We start from the raw sequence: 23266 nt of genomic DNA on the forward strand, positions 1-23266 counted from the left end.
TTTAAGTTATAAAATATGACATTTAATTATGTAGTAATGTTCAATGATGCATTGGGGGAGGCTCTAGAGGAACCCAGGGCAACTACAGGGAGTAGGTGATGTGTGGGGCCGGGGGCATATGGCTGTGATTGTAAAAGAAATAAAAAGCACCCTTCTGCCAGGTGCAGAAAGGTGCTGAATCGATCAAGCCCAAGGGGCTTTATACGGTTGTGGACGTTTCGGTATCGCGGTTTGGCATGTTGTTGTTCTTGGCCCGTTTGGCAAGATAGAACGCGTATACCATGATGAACAGGACAAGGAATAAGGATGCGTAACGGTACATTGCCCCGTAAGTCGAGTATTGGGCGATCTGGCCCAAAATCATGGCTCCAACGGCGATGCCAAGGTCCAGCGAGTTGAAATACATACTGTTGGCGAGTCCCTGCTTTTGCGGAGGAACCTGCTGCAGCATCCAGGATTGAAGGGTCGGCTGAACCGTGCCGAATCCGAGGCCGTAGCACAAGGCGGCCAGGGCTAAAAATCCGGTGGTATGGGCATAAGACAGCAGCCATAGCCCTCCAATGAGCAGCACCGCCGACGGAATGAGCAGGGCGATATGTCCCTTGCGGTCGTAGATTTTGCCCGAGATGGGCCGAATCAGCACGACGGCGACCGCATTGAACAGAAAGAACAGCGATGCGTTCGCGAGGCTGGCCTCTTTTCCGAACAAATTAATAAAACTGAGCAGTCCGCCATAGGTAATGGACATCAGCAGGTTCATCAGGCTGGGCAGAAGGAGCGCTTTTGGAAAGCCCTGCTTCTGGGGAACCGCCGTAAATTCTTTCGGAATGGCCGGGGCGGCCGGCTTTACCTTTTTGGTCAGCGGAATGACCAGCGGGAAGATCAGGGCAATAACGATTAGTGTAGCATATACCAGCGTATCGAACCCTTTGTTCTCCAGAAGCGCCGTCCCGATGACAGGTCCAAGCGAAAGGGCGATGCTTGTCGATAGTCCGAAATAGCCCATTCCCTCGCCCAGTCTGCGGACCGGTATGATACCGGATGCCATCGTAGGCAGCGTCGTGCTGCCCATGCCGAAGCCCACCCCGAACACGATCCGCATCAGCAGCAGCAGCGCCATCGTGCCGCTCCACAGGTAACCGAAGGTGGCGAGCAGCGCTAAGGCAAGGCCGATATATAAGATTTGATTACGGATGCCTCTCTCCAAAGCCTTGGCGGAATACAGGCGCGCCGCGATCGCAGCCAACGAGAACAGGGTCGTAAACATGCTGACCATGAAGGCGCTGGCGTGAAAATGTTCTTTTACATAGCCGGACAGAGGGGATACGATCATTTGCAAATTTAAAAATAACAGCAGGTTGCACAACGTAAGCATAATAAACTCACGTGTCCACAGTTTCTCTCGGGTGTCGTTCATAGGTGACTCCTACTCCATTAAAATTCGGTCTATATTTTTATTGATTTGATCCATGATGCGGTTCAGTGACTCCAATTGCTCGTCCGTAATGCCGGCGATCAGCTCGTCATTAAGCTTCAGCTCCATCGGGATCGTTTCTTTCATCAGCTCCTGCACGGCTGGCGTGGCGTAGATTAAATAAGCCCGGCGGTCGGCCGGATCCGGCTTGCGCTGAATCAGTTCTTTCTTGTCCAGCACATCGAGAATGCGGGTGATGGAGGGCTGGTCTTTGCCGGAACGAAGCGCGAGTTCCTTCTGGTTAATCCCTTCCTGGAGGTGAACCTGGTACAGTACGGACCATTGCTCGGGTGTGATGCCGTAAGGTTTAAGCAGGCCTGCAAAAATAGAAGACATTCTGCGGGACATATTTCCGTATCGGAAACCGATCGTTTGGGACGAAGATGAGAAGCGGGTCAGGGAAAACACTCCTTCAAAATATAATTGTCATAACAATTATATGGATATGAACAAAGAACGTCAACGAAAAAAAATGCGGCGCGTTGACGATGATTTTGAAGAAGTGTTTGATTGGGGAAGAGAATGGAGGTGGTGCAGCTACTGGTGAGTAGGCGTGTCCAATATGGACGAGTACTTGGGATACAGCCGCCGTATGCAGTCCGGGCAAATATCGTGCGTGAATTCGGTGTGGGCATGCTTTTGCAAAAAACTCTCGATGGAATTCCACAAGTCATCGTCATCGCGAATTCGTTTGCAGACAGCGCAGATGGGCAGCAATCCGCGTAGGGTGCGGATCTGGGATAAGGCGGTCATCAAGTCGTTCTCGAGCTGCTTGCTTCGGCTGATATCCGACAGGCAGACGATCATTCCCCGGGGTTCCTCCCTGGCGCCGTTCCGGAGCGGGAAAGCCTCGATTTGAAACCAGCGGGAGGGCTGGATGCAGCTCGACCGGAATTCGTTCCTGTAGTATGTAGAAATACCCTGCAAAACCGCCTGGAGTCTGTCCAGGTCTTGTTCGTCTTCTCCCGAAAGGGCGTCGGCGATTTGCATAAAATTAATACCAACCCAGTTAAAGGATTGGGGGACGCCTTCGTCATATGCGCTTTGAATCCAGGCGTGGTTCACTGAAATGATAACTCCTCCGGCATCCACGACGGCAATACATTGCCTCATGGCATGGATCAATTCATGATAAGAAATGTCGAGTGTGTGCAAAAGCGGTCGCTCCCTGTCTTGGTATTGGTCATAAGCGGGCCCGAATCGCGTTGGAAAGGTAATGTCAGATATGAAGTGAATGATTGCAGGGCGGTTGGATTAGAAAAGGGACTAATGATACAATAAGAGCCATAGGTATGGAAATTCCTAATATAAAGAATACTATACACGTTTTTGCGTCATATTGCAAGCATAAAATTACTTAAATGCGTCGTTTTTTGCGACATGACTGGAAGGCGGTTTTTTATGCAATCCATTTACGGACGTATTGAGGCATTGATTAAGCAGAAGGGGATGACCAAAAAGTCGTTTTGCGAGCAGCTTAATATCAGCACGGGGAATTTCGGAGATTGGAAAAGGGGGAAGTCCACCCCGAGCACCAATAAATTGATCGAAATTTCGAGCTTTTTCGGCGTCAGCCTTGATTGGCTGATTCTGGGCAAGGAACCGGGGCCGTATATGGTGAAAGAGCAACAGGATCCTTATTTGTGGGAAAACGGAAGGCAGTTAAACGAAATGCCGCTCTCCGATCACGAGAAGGAGTTTATCAAGGAGTACATCAAGTTTGTGGAATACCGGAAGAACCAGTCCCGCGATCAGTAAGATGAAGGTCAAGTACATACATGGGAACAGAAAAGGCACTTCGCTGCGGCAGGGCAGAGCGGAGTGCCTTTGTGGTGTTGTTAAAGAGATCACGAGGCGATATGGGAGTCGTTCTCCTGGATATTGAAAAGGTCTGTGGGCAGGGAGTCTTTCTCCGCTGTCCATGCGTGCTCCATTTCAGCCGTCCATTTGCCGGCCAACGCTTTGGCGTCGTGAGGCGGAATGCTTAGCGAGCGGGCAGCGAGCTGGATGCATGTGCAGACCGCAGATTGCATATAGCCATAAACGGTGTGGTCGCGGCTGGACCCGAGCTGATAGTTGACATAGGCATGCGCCGTGGCCAGGCAGACGGGAGACAGTTCTTTCTGCGCGAGTTCGTCAAGAGCCTTCAGATTGAGCCAGGGGTACAGGGCCTGGGCCAGTTTCAAAAGTCTTCTGCCACGTTGGCGCACCCCTTCATCATTTTCATGTGCAGCGATTCTTCCGAGGATGTACCGGTCAATCCGGGCGATCTGACGGATATCCCGTTGGTCGGCAGCTGCGTAAATCGCCAGAATGGCCGCGCCGTCTTGGCGGACCAAACGATTCATCATCGGATGAAGGATGAACCCTTCCAGCTCTTCCTGGCTCTGGATGCGCCCTTCTGCAATTCGGGTTTGGAGGTCGAACACATGGCTGAAGCCTCCGACCGACAAGTCATTATCCAGCGTTTGCACGTAATCGAGCAGTTTGGTGCTTTTGTCGTTCAACGCGGTCACCTCCATTTTGTTGTGGTAATAAATATTACATGAATTGCGAAGTGAAATCATCGATCACTATTATTTGTAAGTTAATATTACATAAATATTGTGGTTTGTCAATGTTGGGGCGACTTAATCACTATTTTTGTTGTTTGATGTGTTATATAATATTACATGATTAGTGTTCTGATGCATTTCCCTTTACAATTCGGATGATTTTGTGTACAATAAAAAAGTTCGCTAAATGAACTTTGGTTATGCGGTAGTGGTGGAATGGCAGACACGCTATCTTGAGGGGGTAGTGGGCGTACGCCCGTGGAGGTTCGAGTCCTCTCTACCGCATCTATGCACACAGAAAGAAGCTTCCTTGGAGAAATCCAGGGAAGCTTTTTTTTGCTTATTGCATTTTCGTATATTTTGGGGTCCCGCAAAGCAAGTGAATTTGGATCGCAGCAAGCAGCGTAATTTTGTGGGGCTGATTTGCCTATTCGCTTTTTCCGGATGCAAGCAGCTTGCGGATGTCGTTTTCGATTTTGTCCGGTGTCGTTTTGGGCGCGTAACGCTTGATGACCCTGCCCTTGGAATCGACCAGGAACTTGGTAAAGTTCCACTTGACCGCTTTCGATCCGAGCACGCCCGGCGCTTCCCGGGTAAGGTATTGAAACAGTGGGTGGGCGTTGCTGCCCTTGACGTCGATCTTCTCAAACATCGGGAACGTGACCCCGTAATTCATCTGGCAGAATTCGCCGATCTCCTCGCTGGTACCGGGCTCCTGATTGGCAAACTGGTTGCTCGGAAAACCGAGAATTTGAAAATGATGGTCGCGGAACTCGTCGTACAGCTCCTGCAGCCCGCGAAACTGCGGCGTAAATCCGCATTTGCTGGCCGTGTTCACGATCAGCAGCACGTCACCTTCATATTCCTTTAACGATACCTCTTTGCCGTGCAGCGTGTTCACTTGAAAATCATAGACGCTCACTGCCATCCTCCTCCTTTTGTGCTGCTATGAATCATCATCCAGCCGAAGCATTTACCAAGCACACAATTTAATTTTAAACGATTGAACTGTAATGTCAATGCGGATATTCCTGCGAGCCAGTGTCCCCGAATGACCTGGATTCCATAAATGCGCCAAATCGGGAGCATGGAAGAGGTAGAAGTCAAAAAGCCAAAATGTAAGCGCTAATAAGGTCCTGAATGTTCCAAAATTCGCGGTTCATGATTTTTAGACTGCCTTTACAGCTTGGAAGGAGCGGGTGTATGATTCAGAGCGTATTCAATACAGTTTCCATTACTAATCGCTGAGTTTCCGCAAAAAAAGCGCGGAAATCGGGGGAACCAAACGCGTGCCATGGAGCAGCGAACCGGTGTGAGAGTCGGGGGTCTGCTGCCAGCCGCAGGGGTGAATCCCGGCTACGGATGCCATGGATCCGGCCGGGTAGAGCGACTCTCACCGCTCGAATCCGTCAGCTAACCTCGTAAGCGTCGTTTGAGAGAGGAATGATGAAACTTGCGACCCGAATAAACTTTCGGATCACAGGGGGATCAGCTGGCCTCTGTGTTTTTTTTACCCTTTTTTAGCTTACTGGAACAAAAGAGAGCATTCATCACAATCACATACACTTATCAATAACGCTTAATTTCGGCCGGAAACGGCCGGGAGCGGGGGAACCACAGCGGCCGCCTGGAATGGAAGCCGCCGGGGTGAATCTTTCCGGTACGGTAAGTATCGGAAGGTAGGGCGACTCTCACGCCCGAATCCGACAGCTAACCTCGTCAGCGTAACGGGAGAGGCAGCACTTGTCGTGCGCATTTTGAATATAGGACGATCCTTCATATTCGTCCACATTCAAGAAGCCGCGGGAAAGGTCCTTCTTTCCCTGCGGCTTCTTTTGCGTATTCGCGGCTGCCGCACAGGAGGAGCCTTTGAAATGGACAACGTCGTCATCGTGACCGCGCCGAACGAGGCGGGACGCAATTTTATCAAGCTGCTGATGTATTGGAAGAGGCCCTTTGCCGTTCTGACCAACAGTGCCCGGGAGGAACGCCTCTTGAGAAAAATGGGGGTGCAGCAGATCATCCGGCTGAATACGAATCACGCGGAGGATTGGGTGGTGCCCGAAATAGAGGTTGGCAAAATCTTCCTGTTTGAAAGCAGCCTCAACCTGACCTGCCGCTATTTGCAAATCTGCCGTCCCTGGACGTCGGAACCGGTATATGTCATTACGCAGAAGGGCAGCTCACCCGGCATTTACCGGGGGCTTGGTGCAGATCACATCATTTATACCTTAAACGGCGAAGTCGGATTTTTACTGAAATAAAGATGATTCTAACCATGCAAAGGAGAGACCGGAAACGATGATGGATGTATATATGATACTTGCGCTCGCTGCCACCTTTGGCGTGTTCTTGTTATTTCTTCATTGGTGCGGCCGAGTGGTGGAAGAAGGGGGCAAAGACCAATGATTGTCGTTGGGGCATTCGCCGTGCTTGTCTTTATCTATTTGGTTTACGCCTTGATCCATCCGGAAAAATTTTGACCGGTATTTTAAATCTGTAAGCCTCAAGGGGCCAAAGCAGAACATGCTCGTAAGAGGGGGAAGCCAGCCTTGGATATTTTGCAAATTTGTATCGTCATTTTCGTGCTCCTGCTGCTCGTGAAGCCGGTAGGCACTTACGTATATCATATATTCTCCAATGAACCGAACCGGACGGACCGGATTTTCGGCGGCGTGGAAAGAGTTTTATACCGGATCATCGGGCTGAAGCAGCGGGGCAGCATGAATTGGAAAAAGTACGCGCTCAGCATGATCGCAACCAATATCTTTCTGGTAGCGATCAGCTATATATTGCTGCGAACGATGGGCGCCCTTCCGGGCAACCCGAACGGCATCGGCAATATGGAGGCGAGCCTGTCCTTCAACACGGTCATCAGCTTTATGACGAACACGAACCTCCAGCATTACAGCGGAGAGAGCGGCATGTCTTATTTTGGCCAAATGATCGTCATCACGATGATGATGTTTACCTCGGCAGCCTCGGGCCTGGCTATCGCGATTGCTTTTATGCGCGGCATCACCCGCAGGGGTGAAGGACTCGGGAACTTCTTCGAGGATTTTATCAAGGCGCATGTCCGCCTGTTCGTGCCGCTTGCCCTCATCGTAACCCTGGTGCTGGTCGGGCTCAAAGTGCCGCAGACGCTGGAGCCGATGCGGGCCGTGCAAACGCTGGGAGGCGGCGTGCAGCAGATTCCGCTGGGTCCTGTAGCCTCGCTGGAATCGATCAAGCACCTCGGAACGAACGGGGGAGGCTTCTTCGGTGTCAACTCGGCCCATCCGTTCGAGAACCCAAGCCCGCTGACCAACGTAATCGAAATTCTCAGCATGTGGACGATTTCGGCGTCACTGCCTTACACGTTCGGACGGTTCGCCCGGAACAAGAAGCAGGGCTGGATGATTTTCAGCGTCATGATGACGCTGTTCGTAGCGTTCCTGTGCCTGACGTATTTCTCGGAAAAAGCCGGCAACCCGCTGATCAACCAATTGGGAATCAACAGCTCGGCCGGCAGCATGGAAGGCAAGGAGGTGCGCTTTGGCATCGCGCAGTCCGCGTTGTTCACAACCGTCACCACCGCCGCAACGACGGGGTCGGTCAACAACATGCATGATACGCTGACGCCGCTGGGAGGACTTGCGCCCTTGGCCGAAATGATGCTGAACGTCGTGTTCGGCGGCAAGGGGGTCGGTTTCGTCAATATGATCATGTATGCAATCCTCGGCGTATTTATCTGCGGCCTGATGGTTGGCCGGACGCCGGAATTTCTGGGCCGGAAGATCGAAGCCCGGGAGATGAAGCTGATCGCGGTGGCGATTCTGATGCATCCCTTCATTATTCTTGCGCCGACGGCGATTTCGTTTATGACGCACCTGGGTACCGACGCCTTCTCCAACCCTTCGTATCACAGCTTGAGCCAGTCGCTCTATGAGTTCACCTCCTCGGCGGCGAATAACGGCTCCGGGTTCGAGGGATTGGCAGACAATACCGTATTCTGGAACGTCAGCACCGGTCTGGTGATGCTCCTCGGCCGATATATTTCGATTATCGCGCTGCTCGCCGTTGCAGGTTCGCTGGCGGTGAAGCAGAAGGTTGCCGAGACCCAGGGCACCTTCCGGACGGACAACAAGCTGTTCGCCGGCATTTTGACTGGAACCGTGCTGCTGATCGGAGCGCTGACGTTCCTTCCGGTCCTCGTTTTGGGGCCGGTCGCCGAATTTTTAACACTTAACTAAAGAGGTGGAGCAAGTCATGAGCGGACAACGCAAAAGCATGCTGTCTGGCGGCATTGCCAAACAGGCGCTGAAAGACAGCTTTATGAAACTGAACCCGGCCGTAATGATGAAAAATCCGGTCATGTTCGTTGTGGAGGTCGGCACCTTCGTGGTGCTGCTGATGGTTCTTTTTCCCTCTTATTTTCATACCGAGGGACGGATAGGGTTTAATCTGACCGTGTTTCTGATATTGCTCTTCACCGTCCTGTTCGCGAATTTCGCGGAGGCGCTGGCGGAAGGCCGGGGCAAGGCCCAGGCCGATACGCTCAAGAAGAGCAAAAAAGACACGACGGCGAACAAAATGGTGGGCGGCGAGATCAAGGTCGTCAGTTCGGCCGAGCTGCGCAAAGGCGATGTCGTCATCGTCTCCCAGGGAGAGATGATCCCGGGTGACGGGGAAGTCATCGAAGGCCTTGCATCGGTGGACGAATCGGCGATTACCGGCGAATCGGCACCGGTGATCAAAGAAGCCGGCGGCGATTTCAGCTCGGTCACCGGGGGAACCCGCGTCGTCAGCGACGAGATCAAGGTGATGATCAAAAGCGATCCGGGCGAATCGTTCCTGGACCGGATGATATCCCTGGTCGAAGGGGCGGCGCGCCAGAAAACACCTAATGAAATTGCGCTTAACACGCTGCTTACAACACTGACTTTGATATTTCTGATTGTGGTCGTCACGTTGGCGCCAATTGCCAAGTATTTCGGCATTTCGCTGGATATCCCGGTGCTGATCTCCCTGCTCGTATGCCTCATTCCGACGACGATCGGCGGGCTGCTGTCCGCCATCGGCATCGCGGGCATGGACCGGGTTACGCAGTTCAACGTGCTGGCCATGTCGGGGAAAGCCGTCGAGGCATCCGGCGACATCAACACGATCATTTTGGATAAAACGGGTACGATTACCTTCGGTAACCGGATGGCGAGCCAGTTCATTCCGGTGGGGGACGCGGATTACGAAGAAACCGCCTATTGGGCGGCCGTCAGCTCGGTTAAAGACGAGACGCCGGAAGGCCGCTCCGTGCTGGAACTGGTGAAGAAGCAGTCGATGGAGGTTCATCCGGAGGCGGCTGCCGGAGAGTTTATCGAGTTCAAGGCGGAGACGCGGATGAGCGGCATCGACCTCACGGATGGGCGGCATGTCCGGAAAGGAGCGGTGGACGCGGTGAAGCGCTGGGTGCAGGCCCAAGGCGGAAGTATTCCGGCGGATCTGGATATGGAATCCGATAAAATCGCGTCGGAAGGCGGTACGCCGCTGGCTGTCGCTGTGGACAGCCGTATTTACGGGTTGATTCACCTGAAGGATACGGTCAAACCCGGCATGAAGGAACGCTTTGACCAGCTCCGGCAGATGGGGATCAAGACGATCATGTGTACCGGCGACAACCCGCTGACCGCGGCTACGATCGCCCGGGAGGCGGGCGTCGATGACTTTATCGCCGAGAGCAAGCCGGAGGACAAAATCGCGGTCATCCGCCGCGAGCAGGCCGAAGGGAAGCTGGTCGCCATGACCGGCGACGGTACGAACGACGCGCCGGCGCTGGCCCAGGCCGACGTCGGGCTCGCGATGAACAGCGGCACGGCGGCCGCGAAGGAAGCGGCCAACATGGTCGACCTCGATTCCGATCCGACGAAAATCATCGAGGTCGTGGCCATCGGCAAGCAGCTGCTGATGACCCGCGGCGCGCTTACCACGTTCAGCATCGCGAATGACGTGGCCAAATATTTTGCCATCATTCCCGCCATGTTCATGGCCGCCATCCCGGAAATGAACGTGCTGAACGTCATGAAGCTCGGCTCGCCGCTTTCGGCGATCTTAAGCGCCCTGATTTTCAATGCGGTCATTATCCCGCTGCTCATCCCGCTGGCGATGAAAGGGGTGGCCTACAAGCCGATAAGCTCGTCGCGCCTGCTCAGCCGCAACCTGCTGATCTTTGGTCTTGGCGGCGTGATTGCGCCTTTTATCGGCATCAAGCTGATTGATCTGGTGGTTCATTTGTGGATTTAAATAGAACGAACTAAAGAAATGGATAAGCGATAGATTATGAAAAAGGGATGATACGATATGAAAACGACGGTGACGACGGCGGTCGGCGAAGAAAAGTGGAACGGTTCCTTGTGGGGTGTCGCACTGCGCACGAGTCTGGTGCTGATCGTCCTATGCGGGATTGCGTATCCGCTGGTGAGCACCGGACTGGCCCAGCTGATTTTCCCAAGCCAGGCGAGCGGCAGCATGCTAAAGGACAGCACGGGAAAGGTCGTGGGTTCCGAGCTGATTGGCCAATCCTTTACGGACCCTTCCTTCTTCCAGGGGCGGGTTTCCAGCATTGATTACAAGGCAGAGGGTTCGGGATCGAACAACTATGCCCCGTCCAATCCCGAGCTGCTGAAGCGGGTTCAAGCCTCGATCGCGGATTGGCAAAAGAACAACCCTGATGTGCCGGTCAGCGAGCTTCCGGTGGACCTGATCACCAACTCGGGCTCCGGGCTGGATCCCCATATTACACCCGAATCAGCGAAAGCTCAGGTACCGCGGATCAGCAAACTGCGCGGCGTTTCGGCCGATGAGCTGGACCGTCTCGTTGAGCGGAACACAGAGGGCCGGGACCTCGGCGTATTCGGCGAGAAGCGGGTCAATGTGCTGAAGCTGAACCTGGCCCTGAGCGAGCTTGGCAAGTCCTGATATTTTAAAAAGCCCCGTATCCATGGAATCCATGAGATACGGGGCTTTTATTTTGTGTCCGGTGCTATTAACCGAAAATGGTCTGAACCAGAAGGTACACGTTCAGGACAATGATAAATGCCGCCACGACCCAGGCCAATATTTTGACCCAAACCGGATTGACGAATTTGCCCATAAGTTTCTTGTCGCTAGTAAACTTGACCAGCGGAACCACCGCAAACGGCAGCTGGAGGGACAGGATGACCTGGCTCAGAATGAGCAGATCCTCGGTGCCGCTCTCGCCGTAGATGGCCGTTACGATGACCGCCGGGATGATGGCGATCATCCGGGTGATCAGCCGGCGCAGCCAGGACGGCAGCCGCAGGTTCAGGAAGCCCTCCATGACGATCTGTCCGGCGAGCGTGCCGGTCAGCGTCGAGTTCTGGCCCGATGCCAGCAGGGCGACGGCGAACAAAATGCTTCCGAGCGTCGTTCCGAGCAGCGGCGTCAGCAGATGGTACGCATCGCTGATGTCGGCGACGGTAGTCATCCCCGCCTTGTGGAATGTCGCCGCCGAGACGATCAGGATCGCCGCGTTGATGAACAGGGCAAGCGTCAGCGCGATCGTCGAATCCCACACGGAAAATTTGATGGCTTCCCGTTTGCCCTTGTCGGTGTTTTCGTACTGCCGGGTCTGCACGATCGATGAGTGAAGGTACAGGTTATGCGGCATAACGGTCGCGCCAAGGATGCCGATGGCGATATAGAGCTTCTGATGATCGGTCACCAGATCGGCTGTCGGGATGAATCCGGTGAAGATGCTGGCGGCATCCGGTTTGGAGAGCCACAGATCGATCCCGAAGCACAGTCCGATCGTCACGATCAGCACGATGACGAGCGTCTCGATCGCCCGAAAGCCCTTGTGCTGCAGCAGCAGCACAAGCAGGACGTCGAGGGCGGTGATCAGCACGCCGTACAGGATCGGGATCCCGAACAGCAGCTTCAGGGCGATCGCCGAACCGATGACCTCGGCCAGATCGCAGGCTGCGATGGCCAGTTCACACAGCACCCACAGACCGATGCTGACCGGCTTGCTGTAATGGCTGCGGCACGCCTGCGCCAGGTCGTGGCCTGTAACGATGCCGAGCTTGCTGCACAGCGACTGGAGCAGGACGGCCATCAGGTTCGACAGCAGGATCACGGCCAGCAGGGAATACCCGAACCGGGATCCCCCGGCGATGTCCGTCGCCCAGTTTCCGGGGTCCATATAGCCTACAGCAACCAGATATCCGGGGCCGACAAAGGCCAGAAATTTGCGAAAAGTCGAGGCGTTCACCGGGACCTTCATAGATTGGTTTACGTCAGACAGCGAAGTTCGTTCCTTCGGTTTCTCCCACGTATTGGACTTGGAAGGATGTATAATTTCGGTGTCTTTCATATGCATCACACCTTATTAAAATTATTGTAATGTAATAAATGTTCTACTATTCATTGTACTCATACAAATTTGTTTGTCTAGGGAAACTTTTGTGTGGTTGTACAATTATTTTTGGGACACACAAGAATGGAATGCACACCTCTTCTGAATAGCCATTACCCGAAGGATCCCGTTTCAATTTGGAAGGATCGCTTTAATTAATGAGGGTAGGGTCAAATTTCAGGAAAAGGAGTCGATGAAGATGAAAGCTCTATATACGGCAACGGCAACGGTCCATGGCGGCCGGGAGGGTTCGGTCGCATCCTCCGATGGTGTCCTGAAGCATGAACTCAGTATGCCCAAAGAATTAGGCGGAGCCGGCGGCAATGGAACCAACCCCGAGCAGCTGTTTGCAGCCGGGTACGGTGCCTGCTACGAAAGCGCACTGGCCAATGTGGCCCGCCAGGCCGGCGTGAAGCTGAATGATGTGGAAGTCACTTCCAACGTCATGATCGGCAAAGACGAGAGCGACGGCGGTTTCCGCCTTGCGGCCCGTCTCGATATCAAGCTGCCCGGAATCGAACGCGAACAAGCGGAAGAGCTTGCGAAAAAGGCGCATGAATTCTGCCCGTATTCCAAAGCCACGCGGGGGAATATCGATGTCGAGCTGAACGTTATTTAAATTACGCCAGGATGTATCCGAACGTCTATCGACGTACCTTCATAGAAAACTGGCCGCGTTTCGCGGAGGTTTTCCGTGCGATGATGGAATGATTCAGTTCCACTGAACTTTATCATCGTAACAAAAGCCGGGGGCTCACCACGCGGTGGCGGCTGCTTCCGGCTTTTTGTCGTATCCTTTTACGGCATAACTATATCCCTGGAACGATTTCCACCGCCCTGGCGTAAAATAGTTAGGCACCAAAGGAAAGGGGAGATCAGCTTGAGCATTAAGGACATCATTGAGGATCGTTTTGTATGCGTTAAGTGCAAGGGGCGGATCTGCGACATCCGTGAGGTTTCCATGACGGGAGCCGGCCTCAGCAAGATGTTTGATATCCAGCATATCCATTATTTATTTGCTTCTTGCAAGCATTGCGGGAATGTCGAGGTGCTTAATCCCGATATTTTGGAAGGGAAAAAGAAAGATCAGCTTGGCACGATTCTGGATATTTTCTTTGGGAGTTAGGCATCCTTTATATTGAAGGGAAGCAAAAGAGATCGGTACTGTAGAGACATATTGGGGCCAAATACATGAATTACATACCCTTCTTTGTTGACATGATATATAAAATTCATTTAATATGTCTAAGTACTTGTTACGTACTATTTGTCCGAGGCAAGAAAACTAAATAAACGGGTGATGCATATGTCTTACAGACCGATCATTACGAACGTCAGAGAAGCCAGCAGCAATGAAAAAAGCGGATTGTACGAATTCATTATCAACCTGGCTGACGGAACAGAGTGCCGTGCGTTCTATAACCGTTTTCCGGAATGGAAAATGACTAACATCAGCCGATTGCAGAAAACTCCTTGTCCTGTATGCCGCAAAGACTTTATTTGCAAGTGCATGGAGAGCTTTACAGGCGAGCTGGAACAGCAAATCGTTGAGAACCAATGGATTGATAAGGCGCTTGCCCATTAATATCATCCAGGAGATACAGGTGCGGGATTATGAATCCCGTGCTTTTTTCTATTTTCGGGGAGTTATGAGGTGGCTTGATTTACGAGGCAATAAGGAAGATACTGGAGGTAAGGGAGGGCTCGCCGATGACCATGCAGCAAGGAAGCGCAGGTAAGCCAAATGCCATTGTTCTGATTGACGGCGTCTGTCATTTATGCCAGGGGGTGACCAAGTTCATTCTCCAACGGGATCCGGCAGGAATATTCCATTTTGCCTCTCTCCAGTCCGAGATCGGAGAGAAGCTGCTCCGGGAGGGCGGCTTGCCAGTCGGAACCCTAAATACCGTCGTTCTGATTGATAACGGACGCTATTATACGGAATCTGCTGCGGCTTTGCGGATTGTGCGGCGTTTAAAGCAGCCTTGGCCGCTTCTGTATGCTTTCATCGCTGTGCCTGCGCCGCTCCGGAACGTGATCTATCGCTGGGTCGCGCGCAACCGGTACCGCTGGTTTGGCAAGGAGGAAGCCTGCCTGCTGCCCACGCCAGAGATTAGGAACCGTTTTCTGTGAAAAATGAACCGTTACCGGATCGATTTTTTCATGTCAAAGTGTATTGTGTTTCCGGTCCGGATGTGATAAATTCTAAATTAAGTAAATACTTACCAATAACGGAAGCACCGTTTAACACCCGCCAGGCGGGTTGTTGGACGGTGCTTTTTTGCTGTCTGAAACGAGGAGGGATCATTCGTGATGGTACCATACCGAATTACGCTTGCGGTCAAGGAGGCGCAGTATCTGGAGGGTATCCTGCACTATGTTCACAGCAGCGAGTTTGGGGACAAGCTGCACATATCCGGATTCACTAAATTGGACGCTTTTATGAAGTATATGGACGGCGAGGAGCTGCCCGACGCCGTCGTTGGGGAGGCCGCTTTCCTGGACCCCTGGCTTGCCGGGAAGAACGGCGATATACCGAACTGGGTTTTGCTCGGACATGGGGAGGCAGCCTCTATACAAGGACCGGTGCTCCCCAAATATCAGCCCCTTCCAGAGTTGATGGCTTCTATCCTCGGCTTATGCCGGAGGGAAGGTCAGCGGCGTACGCTGCCGGTGGCGGACGGAGAGGCCGTGACGATCGGCTTCGTCTCCATTGTAGGCGGGAGTGGGAAGACGACCGCCGCCGTTAATATGGCCAAACAGCTGGGGGCGGCCGGCCTGTCGGTATTTTATTTGAACCTTGAAACCGTGAACAGCAGCGGAATTTTTCCCAGACAGGGGGGCGGTGCGGAGAGTGCCGAGGGGCTGCCCGGGATGCTGTACGAGTTGAAAGCGGCCCAGGAGGAGAAGCGTGTGCAGACGATGGTATCTCCGGAGCCGTACACCGTCCATCATCCGGGAATTCGTGCGGATTGGTTCAAACCCGTCACCAATTTGAAAGAGCTGGTTCAATTGGGGAAAGCCGATACACGGAAGCTGCTGCAGAGCATCGCGGCAAGCGGCCGGTACGACGTGGTGATCGCCGACACAGATTCCGGGACGAACGAACGCCTGGCCGCCGTCCTGGAAGGATGCCGCCACCTGGTCTGGCTGATGCTGGACGATATCACCAATCTGTACAAAAACGGCCAGTGGTTTGCGTTTATGGAGCGGAGCCAGCCGGAGCTGTTCGCCGAGCTTGCGGGAAAGAGTCGGTACGTGGTCAACCGGTTCACCGGGCAGCTGGCCAATCCGCTGCCCGCGTGCATTCCGGAGGTGGACGGCGTTCTGCCGTATATCCCTTCCTGGAAGCAGAACAGCAACGAAGAGCTGCTGCTCAGCTCGCCGATCTACCAGCGGGATATCCTCAAGCTGTGCAAGTCCCTCTTGGGGGACTCATTCGTCAGTGGTTCAGGGGTGAGGGGATATGGATGAAGAGTTGTTCCGCGAGCTTCGTCAAGAAATCCGGTCCGGACTGGACGTGACTTCTGCGCTTGGCAACCGGGAGCTGATGCAGTATATCGAGCGGACGGTGTTCAGGAGACCTGAGCTTCGCGAGCTGACCGCGCAGGAGAAGCGCAGCCTGATCCGGCGGATCTTCGATTCGTTCCGCGGGCTCGACATTTTGCAGCCTTTAGTGGACAATCCTGCGATTACCGAAATTATGATCAACAGCCACGAGGATATTTTTATCGAGCAGGACGGCGTGGTATCCCGGCTGCCGCTGAAGTTCGAATCGAGGTCGAGGCTTGAAGACATTATCCAGTCGATCGTTGCCGGCGTGAACCGCGTCGTCAACGAGTCTTCGCCGATCGTGGACGCCAGGCTGAAGGACGGCTCGCGGGTCAACATCGTCCTGCCGCCGGTTGCGCTGAAGGGGCCGACGATGACGATCCGGAAGTTCCCCGAATCGCCGATGACGATGCAGGACTTGATCGTCCGGAGAGCGCTGAGTCCGGAGGCGGCTGAGTTTCTGCAGCAGCTGGTGGTGGGGAAATACAACATCTTTATCAGCGGCGGGACGGGCTCAGGCAAAACGACGTTCCTCAATGCACTGTCACAATTCATCCCGCCGGACGAACGGGTGATCACGATTGAAGATTCGGCTGAGCTTCAGATTGTCACGGTCCCCAATCTGGTCGCTCTGGAGACCCGTAACGCCAACACGGAGGGGAGAGGGGAAATCGCCATCCGGGATCTGATCCGCTCCTCCCTTCGGATGCGTCCCAATCGGATCGTGGTCGGCGAGGTCCGGGGGAGCGAGGCGCTCGATATGCTGCAGGCGATGAACACCGGCCATGATGGAAGCTTATCGACCGGCCATGCGAACAACACGCGCGATATGATCAGCCGGCTGGAGACGATGGTGCTGAGCGGAGCGGATCTGCCTGTGCCTGTCGTCCGCCAGCAGATCAGCTCGGCGATCGATATTTTTGTCCATCTGTCCAGGATGCGCAACCGCACGCGGAAGGTCACTGAAATCAGCGAGGTGGCCGGGCTGGAGAACGGCGAGGTGGTCCTTAATCCGCTGTTCCGTTTTCGGGAGACGGGGGAGAAGGATGGAAAGGTTGAAGGGGAGCTGGAGCCGACGGGAAACGGATTGATTCATGTCGCAAAGCTTCAGGCTGCGGGAATCGTCGCCGCTAAGAAGTGAAGCGGACATTTTTAATCCAAATATGAAGAGATTGGAATCGTGGGCTGCTTGATTCAGCATCAAATGAAAAGGCCTTAATAAATCAGTTGGGTACTGTCACCAAGGAGGTGAAGCGATGTTACACGAACAGCAGGGAACAGGGAGCAACGGTAACCGGCGGGAGGACGCTCCTCCTAAGAAGCCAGGCAGGGCGCTCAGGAGGCAAGGCATGGACGGATCTCGGCCTCCAGAGGGTATAGGGAAGAAGCTTCCGGATTACCAGACTTATGAGCTGAACGGGCTCCAGCGTACGGCATGCATTGCTATTGGGGGCTTGTTATGCTTCGGAATCGGGTATTTGTTCTATCACCAATGGCTCATAGCTATGATCATGGCATCCGGCGGATGGATCGTTCCGCGGTTTTGGAGGGCTCATCTTCTGGAGCGCCGGAGGACCGCGATGAATCTTCACTTTAAGCAGGCGCTGTATTCGCTGTCTTCCTCCCTGTCTGCGGGCAAATCGGTGGAGAACGGATTTAGGGAGGCTATTCAGGACCTTCGGATGCTCGACCCCGATGCGGAGAATGACCTGATTACCGAGCTGGGCATTATCTGCGCAAGAATGGAATACGGCGAACCGGTCGAGGATGCGCTGAATGACTTCAGCCGCCGTGCCGCAATGGAGGATATTACGAATTTTGCGGATGTGTTCACGACGTGTAAGCGCACGGGCGGAGACCTTGTCGAGGTTGTGCGGCACACCTCAACGGTGATCGGCGAGAAGCTGGATATCAAACAGGAGATCTCGGTCATGATCGCCCAGAAAAAGTTTGAATCCAGAGCCTTGTTGGCTGCGCCTATCCTGATGCTGATGTTTATGAATTTTACGGCCGGAGACTATATGCAGCCGCTGTACAGCGGGATGGGCATCGTGATTTCGACAGGTGCATTGGCGGGGCTGGGCGGCTGCCTGCTATGGATTATGAAAATGATGAATATCAAGGTGTGAACGGGGTGAAGTCATGAAATTATTGGCTGCCGTGATGCTGGCTCTGCTGGCGGGGGGTTGGGTGGTGCAGAACCAGCGCTGCGGCGACAAATATAAGCGGTTGATGACATTGGCGATGGAAGGGATTCGGCTGAGAGCGGTGATGCGGCCCATGCTGTACATCATCGATCGGTACAAGCTGACTGCTCGTTTTCCGCTCTTCTTCTTCAGGCTTCAGCGCTCGATCCAGAAGATTTACGGGCAGCGGCACAGCGTGGAGATGACGCTCCTGTATGCCGGAGAGATGCTGTGTTACAGCTGGCTGATGCTGATGCTGGGCTGCCTGCTGACGCTTGCCGCCGGGGGGAATACGGGGCTTATTATTGGAGGGCTGCTGGCCATCCTTCTGCCGGCCGCGATCATTAAGGACCTGCACACGAAGGTCGATAAGCGGGACCAGGATATTACGATCGAGCTGGCTGAGCTGCTGAACAAGATCGTACTGCTTGTCGGAGCCGGCGAGACGGTGCAGAAGGCCATCACGCGATGCGCACGTCAGAAGGAAGCCCAAAGGGATCATCCGCTTTATAAGGAACTAATCCGGATGATCGATGATCTGGAAGGCGGATATTCCTTTCAGCAGTCGTTTGAAAATTTTAGCAAACGCTGTGCCGTGCAGGAGGTATCCGCGTTTACGACAGCCGTGCTGCTCAATTTGCGGCGAGGGGGCAGCGACTTTGCCATGGCGCTGAACGACTTGTCCCGGGGATTATGGGAGAAGCGCAAGGCCATTACCCGGACACGAGGAGAGCAAGCATCGTCAAAGCTCGTTTTTCCAATGATGGTCATTTTTATGATCGTGATTGTGCTGGTGGGCACACCGGCTTTTATGATGATGAACATGTAGGAGGGGTATAAATGCTGACAATGATAAGACGAAGCGGCAAGAAATTATGGAAGGACGAGGAGGGAATCGGAACGCTCGAAATGCTGCTGATTATCGTCGTGATCCTCATTATCGCGCTTCTGTTTAAGAAGCAAATTATGGAGCTTATCAACAAACTGCTGGCTAACGTCAACAAAAAAAGTGAAGAATTTACGAGCTAGGTTAAAAGAATGCGAGGGAAGCTTTACGCTGGAAGCCTCCCTCGTCATGCCGGTCGTTCTGTTCACGACGATGATTCTGCTGTTTCTGTCCCTGTATATGTATCAGCAGAGCATGCTGCATCAAGCGGCGTCCGCAGCCGCGGAGCGCACGGCCTACAGCTGGGATAACAGCCATAAAGAAGCGCTTGACGGCTCAGTGCCGGTCAACCAGTATGATTCGCTGTATTGGCGAATGACAGACGATCAATGGCTTGGTGCGTTGTTTGGCTGGGCAGGAGCCGAAAACTCACAGACGGTACCTGTTCCAAGTACCTCTTCCACGCAAGGGGCGCTGACGGCGATCAAGCTGAGCAAAACCGGCTCGGCGATTCCGGCGGGCATGCAGGGGGATATGACCTATAAAAATGCTCTGCTGCAGCGGAAAGTAACTTCCAGCTTGAACCAAATGATCTCCCTTCGGCCGCTCGATGCCATGCTGGACGGAGGGAGCGAGCTTCGAACCTCCGGGAGTTCATTGGTCGTGGATCCGGTCGAATTCATCCGCAGCATCCATCTGATGAGATACTACGGCTCGAAGTTCAAGAAGAATGATGCTGGTGAAGGGATGGATCGAGGCAGCGCGGCTGGGGTGCTGCAGCAGCTTCAAACTTCCGGAAGCCAGCCTTAGGACCCGGAGAGGAGGATTGGCGGTTGTTCGGTAAGAGACGCTCGGAAAGTGGATCGGTATCCATCTTTCTTATTGGGGTTTTGGCCATGATTTTTGCGTTTGTCGCATTATTTATCGACTACGCCCGGATTGCGGCGATGAAGGCGCAGAGCGAGCGGTTGGTCCGTGCGGCGGTCCGGTCGGTCATGTCGTCGTACGACCCTGAACTGCAGGAAAGGTATGGACTTTTTGCACACGGCAGCACGAGCGGCGATCAGATTATGGCAGGCGTGCTTAACAGCACGATGGATAAGGGAGACCGCAGCGATCGGTTTGATCTGCTTCCGCTTCAGCTGGACACCTCGTCGCTCAAGATGGAACGGATGCTGGGGGAGTATGACATTTTTAATAGGGAAGTCAGCGAGGAGATGAAGTATAAAGCGCCCATCGACTTTTCCCTGGAACTCGTCAGCAGGTTCAAGCCGCTGTCCGAATCCATGAAGGAAGCCTCGGATACGGTGGATGTCCTGGGCAAGCTGCAGAAGCTGTATGACAAGCGCGAGGAGGCCCTAGATCAGATGCTGGCGGCCCAGAGAAAGGCCGGTCAAAGCCTGAAGGAGGCACCGGATTTGATCATGAAGCCTGCCGGAGGGGCGATTCCGGACCAATCGCTCGGTTCTTCGGAAGTGGTCACCGCGGCCGACATCGCCGCACAATATGAGGACTACGTAGACAAGGTCAATCAGGATGCAAACCGTGGCGAAGACGAAAAGGAACAGTACAGCTCGGAAATACGTGAGTATAACCGCAGCTCAGGAAAGGTCATTTCCCGCCTGCAGGGCATCCAGTCCTCGGCGGCCAAGAGTCATGCGAAGGAACTCCAGAATGCCCTGGAGTACTGGGAGGAGGCCCGGAGCAGCAACGATAAGATGAAGGAAGTGATTGCAGAAGCCGGAAACCGCGGCGGGACCGAAGGCTACGATCAGGTCGGGAGCGCCATAATCCCGGGGGCGGCACCGGAAGCATCCGGAAGCGATCCAGCGGCGATTCATGGCATCCGGGACGGCATAGACCAACTGCTGCTGTCCGATAGTCTGCTTCAGGAACTGAATGATGTAATTCAGACCCAAAAACAGGATTATAGTGCCTTTAACAACCAGTTATCCACCCTTTTATCTTCCCTTGCCGAGTCTTCCGGAGTTCAGGGAAGCAGTGGGCGCATGAAAAATGAGGTGATCCGGGGAGTAAGCGCCGCTGACCGTTATGTCCATGATTACGCCGTGTCAGGCAGCGGGAATAAGCTCGACCGGGTGGCGGGTCAGCTGCAGGAGCATCGGGGATCCGATAAGGAAAGGAAAGAAAAAGAAAAGCAGAGCAAGGCCAAGCTGTCCGAAGCGGCGGGCATTTTGGAAAGCATTAATAAGCTGGACCAGAAAGTGAAGCAGCACAATGAGGAATACCAGGAGCTTCAGCAGTATTACGACGATAGCTTGACCTTTAATAAGGAAGACGCAGGCAGCGAGTACAAGGGGACCGATCTTGACCATGACCCCTATGATGCGGGCAAATCGGCCATGAAGCAGACGGATTCGGTGTATGGATCCATGGCGGGGATGATGTCGGGCATCAAGGATGAACTGTTCCAGAACGAATATGCAGCGCTGTATTTTACCCATTTTGATCTTGGACTGCTGAAAGATGCGGCGGCAAGCCCGGGAAGCCGGCTTGGGGATGCGGTTGCCGATGAGATGAGCGTAAGCCATCAAGAGCTGGAGTATATCGTGTACGGCTTCCATAACCCGGTGGGTAATGTGTCAGCGGCCTATGCCGAAATTTTTGCGGCACGGCTGGCGGTTCGGACCATGGAGGGGCTCGTGAAGAACAGCAAACTGGGAAACCCGCTGCTCGTTCTAGCTGCAGCGCTGCTGTACGGAGTAGAGATGGCCATGGCCGACATGGTGAAGCTCTGCAGGGAAGGATCCGTAGAGCTGTCCAGTTACGTCAAGATTCAAATGACATACCGCGACTACTTGAGATTGTTCCTGCTGATCCACAGCGACAATGAGAAGAAAATGTCCAGAATGCTGGCGCTGATTCGTCTGAATACGGGAATTAATCCCGCAGAACGCGCCACGTATGCGTCAGGAGAAGTCCGGATCGGAATGAGGCTGTGGTTTCTGCCCGGCGTGATCCAAATGGCGGGTTATGCCGGAGGCAGTCCGGATAACGTGGAAGGAAACCGTTACTATGTTACGAAAAAAGCGGATTTTGCTTATTGATCGGCTTCACCGCATGAATTGGGGGAGAGCTTCTGCTTTTGCCAAGGCGTTTCCGAAGCGGGAGAAGCGGGAGCTGGGCAGCATCGTCCTGGAAGCCTCATTGGTGCTGCCCGTCTTTTTGTTCTTCGTCATTTTTCTGATTTATATCGTTCAGATGACACTCATTTCTACGGCGCTGCAGAGCACCGTTTCGGATACCGTCAAGCTGGTATCTTCCCACATATATCCGGTGGCTTTGGCCATCCAGCCGGAAGCATCCGCAGGGACGGGAGACGAATCCAAGGAGCGTGACTCCGGGAGCTGGTCGGTTCCCGAGCTGTCGCTAAGCGATTGGGCTTCCCAATATACGGGGGCTCTTCCGTCTCCCCTGAAGGAATGGACGAATGAGGCAGTGGGGCGTGCCGAAGCCCCGCTCCAGGATTTAAAAAATCAGACGGCAGAGGCGGTGCTCGATCCGGTGGTCAAACCGATATTGAAGCCACAAATGCAAAGCCATTTTCTAAGTTACGAGCGAATTCATGTTTCCAATATTCAAATCCCTGACCTCAAGAACAGGACGGATCCGTATTTTGGGATTGAAGTGAGCTACGAGCTGCCGATAAAGGTCCCTTTTATCAATAGAAAAGTCGTGATTCAGGCTAAAGCACAGGAACGCCTGTGGATCGGCGCCACCGATGAAGAAGGCTCAGGAGAGGGTGAAGGGGATGTTGATGGACGCACATCCATCAGCATTTTATCCAAACCCGATCCTGCGTATGTCGGCAAAAAAGCCAAGGTGCGCGCCAAGATCGCTCCAAACGGATCGGCAAATTTATCCGTGTTTTATAAAAGCGGTCAAAGCACCGCCAAATACTTGGGGGAAAAGCAGGCGGACGCGGATGGAACCATCGAGTGGGAATGGTGGGTCGGACCTAACACGACACCCGGAACCTGGCCCTTCGTCATTACGACTTCGGACGGCCAGCGGCTGGAGGTTATGTTTACCGTCGTAAAGGGATAGCTCATACCTCAAATGGTGTGGTTTTACCTCAATTGTTGTACTTGCCTCGTTTGGGTCGTGAAAAACCTCTTTTTGGCCTGCTTAACCTCATGTGTCCGATACCTTACCGTAATTACGGTAACAGTTCGTTTAGTT

General features: G+C 53.6%; 24 protein-coding genes, 1 tRNA gene and 2 riboswitches. Of the genes, 19 read left to right on the forward strand and 6 right to left on the reverse strand.

The features are described 5' to 3' along the window. Positions 1-199: 199 nt before the first annotated feature. The 3 genes from KI379_RS01040 to KI379_RS01050 all read right to left on the reverse strand — a co-directional run bounded on the left by KI379_RS01040 (position 200) and on the right by KI379_RS01050 (position 2629). Positions 200-1417 (reverse strand): MFS transporter, encoded by a 1218-nt coding sequence (locus KI379_RS01040; RefSeq protein ID WP_145136888.1) that lies wholly within the window; start codon positions 1415-1417, stop codon positions 200-202. A gap of 9 nt (positions 1418-1426) precedes the next feature. Then, entirely contained in the window at positions 1427-1810 is a 384-nt protein-coding gene (locus tag KI379_RS01045; protein WP_167372902.1) for a MarR family winged helix-turn-helix transcriptional regulator, read from the reverse strand. A gap of 201 nt (positions 1811-2011) precedes the next feature. After that, positions 2012-2629 (reverse strand): PAS domain-containing protein, encoded by a 618-nt coding sequence (locus KI379_RS01050; RefSeq protein WP_105446048.1) that lies wholly within the window; start codon positions 2627-2629, stop codon positions 2012-2014. A 246-nt stretch (positions 2630-2875) separates the two neighbouring features. Between KI379_RS01050 and KI379_RS01055 the strand changes: the two genes are divergently transcribed. Next, on the forward strand, positions 2876-3232 hold the full coding sequence (locus KI379_RS01055) for a helix-turn-helix domain-containing protein (RefSeq protein WP_076173486.1): 357 nt from the start codon (positions 2876-2878) through the stop codon (positions 3230-3232). Between the two features lie 89 nt (positions 3233-3321). On the opposite strand, the gene KI379_RS01060 is transcribed toward KI379_RS01055, so the two are convergent. Further along, a complete protein-coding gene (locus KI379_RS01060) occupies positions 3322-3981 on the reverse strand; it encodes an urease accessory UreF family protein (RefSeq protein ID WP_212982468.1) in 660 nt (219 codons plus the stop codon). Positions 3982-4231: 250 nt separating this feature from the next. On the opposite strand from KI379_RS01060, the gene KI379_RS01065 reads away from it, so the two are divergent. After that, positions 4232-4314, forward strand: a tRNA-Leu gene (locus KI379_RS01065). 142 nt (positions 4315-4456) lie between these two features. On the opposite strand, the gene KI379_RS01070 is transcribed toward KI379_RS01065, so the two are convergent. Then, positions 4457-4951 carry a glutathione peroxidase gene (locus KI379_RS01070; RefSeq protein ID WP_212982470.1) on the reverse strand — a complete coding sequence of 165 codons (495 nt, stop codon included), beginning with the start codon at positions 4949-4951 and terminating at the stop codon, positions 4457-4459. Positions 4952-5261: 310 nt separating this feature from the next. Continuing rightward, positions 5262-5473, forward strand: a riboswitch (cyclic di-AMP (ydaO/yuaA leader). A gap of 122 nt (positions 5474-5595) precedes the next feature. After that, a riboswitch (cyclic di-AMP (ydaO/yuaA leader) is annotated at positions 5596-5768 on the forward strand. A gap of 135 nt (positions 5769-5903) precedes the next feature. On the opposite strand from KI379_RS01070, the gene KI379_RS01075 reads away from it, so the two are divergent. The 5 genes from KI379_RS01075 (at position 5904) to kdpC (ending at position 10980) form a co-directional block, all read left to right on the forward strand. Then, positions 5904-6293: a hypothetical protein gene (locus tag KI379_RS01075; RefSeq protein WP_212982472.1), complete on the forward strand. Its 390-nt coding sequence runs from the start codon at positions 5904-5906 to the stop codon at positions 6291-6293. A gap of 141 nt (positions 6294-6434) precedes the next feature. Next, positions 6435-6512: a K(+)-transporting ATPase subunit F gene (gene kdpF / locus KI379_RS34320; RefSeq protein WP_354502751.1), complete on the forward strand. Its 78-nt coding sequence runs from the start codon at positions 6435-6437 to the stop codon at positions 6510-6512. 69 nt (positions 6513-6581) lie between these two features. Beyond that, positions 6582-8261 carry a potassium-transporting ATPase subunit KdpA gene (gene kdpA, locus KI379_RS01085; protein WP_076173481.1) on the forward strand — a complete coding sequence of 560 codons (1680 nt, stop codon included), beginning with the start codon at positions 6582-6584 and terminating at the stop codon, positions 8259-8261. A gap of 16 nt (positions 8262-8277) precedes the next feature. Beyond that, a complete protein-coding gene (kdpB, locus tag KI379_RS01090; protein ID WP_145136873.1) occupies positions 8278-10305 on the forward strand; it encodes a potassium-transporting ATPase subunit KdpB in 2028 nt (675 codons plus the stop codon). A 57-nt stretch (positions 10306-10362) separates the two neighbouring features. Continuing rightward, a complete protein-coding gene (gene kdpC, locus KI379_RS01095) occupies positions 10363-10980 on the forward strand; it encodes a potassium-transporting ATPase subunit KdpC (protein WP_163882348.1) in 618 nt (205 codons plus the stop codon). A 67-nt stretch (positions 10981-11047) separates the two neighbouring features. Here kdpC and KI379_RS01100 read toward each other — a convergent pair whose 3' ends face one another. After that, complete coding sequence (locus KI379_RS01100) at positions 11048-12397, reverse strand: Nramp family divalent metal transporter (RefSeq protein ID WP_089549990.1); 1350 nt, start codon at positions 12395-12397, stop codon at positions 11048-11050. A 241-nt stretch (positions 12398-12638) separates the two neighbouring features. Here KI379_RS01100 and KI379_RS01105 point away from each other — a divergent pair, with 241 nt between their 5' ends. From KI379_RS01105 to KI379_RS01160, 12 genes are all read left to right on the forward strand, one after another. Further along, positions 12639-13058: an organic hydroperoxide resistance protein gene (locus KI379_RS01105; RefSeq protein WP_089549991.1), complete on the forward strand. Its 420-nt coding sequence runs from the start codon at positions 12639-12641 to the stop codon at positions 13056-13058. A 261-nt stretch (positions 13059-13319) separates the two neighbouring features. Next, positions 13320-13565, forward strand: coding sequence for a zinc ribbon domain-containing protein (locus KI379_RS01110; protein ID WP_212982474.1), 246 nt, complete (start codon positions 13320-13322; stop codon positions 13563-13565). Positions 13566-13745: 180 nt separating this feature from the next. Continuing rightward, on the forward strand, positions 13746-14024 hold the full coding sequence (locus KI379_RS01115; RefSeq protein WP_089549992.1) for a hypothetical protein: 279 nt from the start codon (positions 13746-13748) through the stop codon (positions 14022-14024). Between the two features lie 125 nt (positions 14025-14149). Beyond that, complete coding sequence (locus tag KI379_RS01120) at positions 14150-14572, forward strand: thiol-disulfide oxidoreductase DCC family protein (RefSeq protein WP_244879159.1); 423 nt, start codon at positions 14150-14152, stop codon at positions 14570-14572. A gap of 177 nt (positions 14573-14749) precedes the next feature. Beyond that, on the forward strand, positions 14750-15913 hold the full coding sequence (locus KI379_RS01125) for a hypothetical protein (RefSeq protein WP_212982476.1): 1164 nt from the start codon (positions 14750-14752) through the stop codon (positions 15911-15913). Next, positions 15906-17132 carry a CpaF family protein gene (locus KI379_RS01130; protein ID WP_212982478.1) on the forward strand — a complete coding sequence of 409 codons (1227 nt, stop codon included), beginning with the start codon at positions 15906-15908 and terminating at the stop codon, positions 17130-17132. Before KI379_RS01125 ends, KI379_RS01130 begins: the two co-directional genes overlap by 8 nt. Before the next feature lie 208 nt (positions 17133-17340). After that, complete coding sequence (locus KI379_RS01135) at positions 17341-18120, forward strand: type II secretion system F family protein (RefSeq protein ID WP_212984577.1); 780 nt, start codon at positions 17341-17343, stop codon at positions 18118-18120. A gap of 13 nt (positions 18121-18133) precedes the next feature. Then, entirely contained in the window at positions 18134-19006 is an 873-nt protein-coding gene (locus KI379_RS01140; RefSeq protein ID WP_212982480.1) for a type II secretion system F family protein, read from the forward strand. 11 nt (positions 19007-19017) lie between these two features. Then, positions 19018-19206, forward strand: a complete 189-nt coding sequence (locus KI379_RS01145; protein ID WP_163882343.1) for a Flp1 family type IVb pilin — start codon at positions 19018-19020, stop codon at positions 19204-19206. After that, a complete protein-coding gene (locus KI379_RS01150; protein ID WP_280518740.1) occupies positions 19187-19873 on the forward strand; it encodes a TadE family protein in 687 nt (228 codons plus the stop codon). Before KI379_RS01145 ends, KI379_RS01150 begins: the two co-directional genes overlap by 20 nt. 23 nt (positions 19874-19896) lie before the next feature. Next, positions 19897-22131, forward strand: coding sequence for a TadE/TadG family type IV pilus assembly protein (locus KI379_RS01155; RefSeq protein WP_212982484.1), 2235 nt, complete (start codon positions 19897-19899; stop codon positions 22129-22131). Further along, positions 22100-23131, forward strand: coding sequence for a TadE/TadG family type IV pilus assembly protein (locus tag KI379_RS01160; RefSeq protein ID WP_244879160.1), 1032 nt, complete (start codon positions 22100-22102; stop codon positions 23129-23131). Before KI379_RS01155 ends, KI379_RS01160 begins: the two co-directional genes overlap by 32 nt. Positions 23132-23266 lie beyond the last annotated feature (135 nt).

The sequence above is a fragment of the Paenibacillus cineris genome (assembly GCF_018333335.1).
Taxonomy (GTDB): Bacteria; Bacillota; Bacilli; order Paenibacillales; family Paenibacillaceae; genus Paenibacillus_AQ; species Paenibacillus_AQ favisporus.

Coding starts and splice junctions, on each gene's coding strand:
- KI379_RS01040 (WP_145136888.1), bottom strand. CDS start 1,417: ATGAACGACACCCGAGAGAAACTGTGGACACGTGAGTTTATTATGCTT.
- KI379_RS01045 (WP_167372902.1), bottom strand. CDS start 1,810: ATGTCTTCTATTTTTGCAGGCCTGCTTAAACCTTACGGCATCACACCC.
- KI379_RS01055 (WP_076173486.1), top strand. CDS start 2,876: ATGCAATCCATTTACGGACGTATTGAGGCATTGATTAAGCAGAAGGGG.
- KI379_RS01075 (WP_212982472.1), top strand. CDS start 5,904: ATGGACAACGTCGTCATCGTGACCGCGCCGAACGAGGCGGGACGCAAT.
- kdpF (WP_354502751.1), top strand. CDS start 6,435: ATGATTGTCGTTGGGGCATTCGCCGTGCTTGTCTTTATCTATTTGGTT.
- kdpB (WP_145136873.1), top strand. CDS start 8,278: ATGAGCGGACAACGCAAAAGCATGCTGTCTGGCGGCATTGCCAAACAG.
- kdpC (WP_163882348.1), top strand. CDS start 10,363: ATGAAAACGACGGTGACGACGGCGGTCGGCGAAGAAAAGTGGAACGGT.
- KI379_RS01100 (WP_089549990.1), bottom strand. CDS start 12,397: ATGAAAGACACCGAAATTATACATCCTTCCAAGTCCAATACGTGGGAG.
- KI379_RS01105 (WP_089549991.1), top strand. CDS start 12,639: ATGAAAGCTCTATATACGGCAACGGCAACGGTCCATGGCGGCCGGGAG.
- KI379_RS01115 (WP_089549992.1), top strand. CDS start 13,746: ATGTCTTACAGACCGATCATTACGAACGTCAGAGAAGCCAGCAGCAAT.
- KI379_RS01120 (WP_244879159.1), top strand. CDS start 14,150: ATGACCATGCAGCAAGGAAGCGCAGGTAAGCCAAATGCCATTGTTCTG.
- KI379_RS01130 (WP_212982478.1), top strand. CDS start 15,906: ATGGATGAAGAGTTGTTCCGCGAGCTTCGTCAAGAAATCCGGTCCGGA.
- KI379_RS01135 (WP_212984577.1), top strand. CDS start 17,341: ATGGACGGATCTCGGCCTCCAGAGGGTATAGGGAAGAAGCTTCCGGAT.
- KI379_RS01140 (WP_212982480.1), top strand. CDS start 18,134: ATGAAATTATTGGCTGCCGTGATGCTGGCTCTGCTGGCGGGGGGTTGG.
- KI379_RS01145 (WP_163882343.1), top strand. CDS start 19,018: ATGCTGACAATGATAAGACGAAGCGGCAAGAAATTATGGAAGGACGAG.
- KI379_RS01160 (WP_244879160.1), top strand. CDS start 22,100: ATGTTACGAAAAAAGCGGATTTTGCTTATTGATCGGCTTCACCGCATG.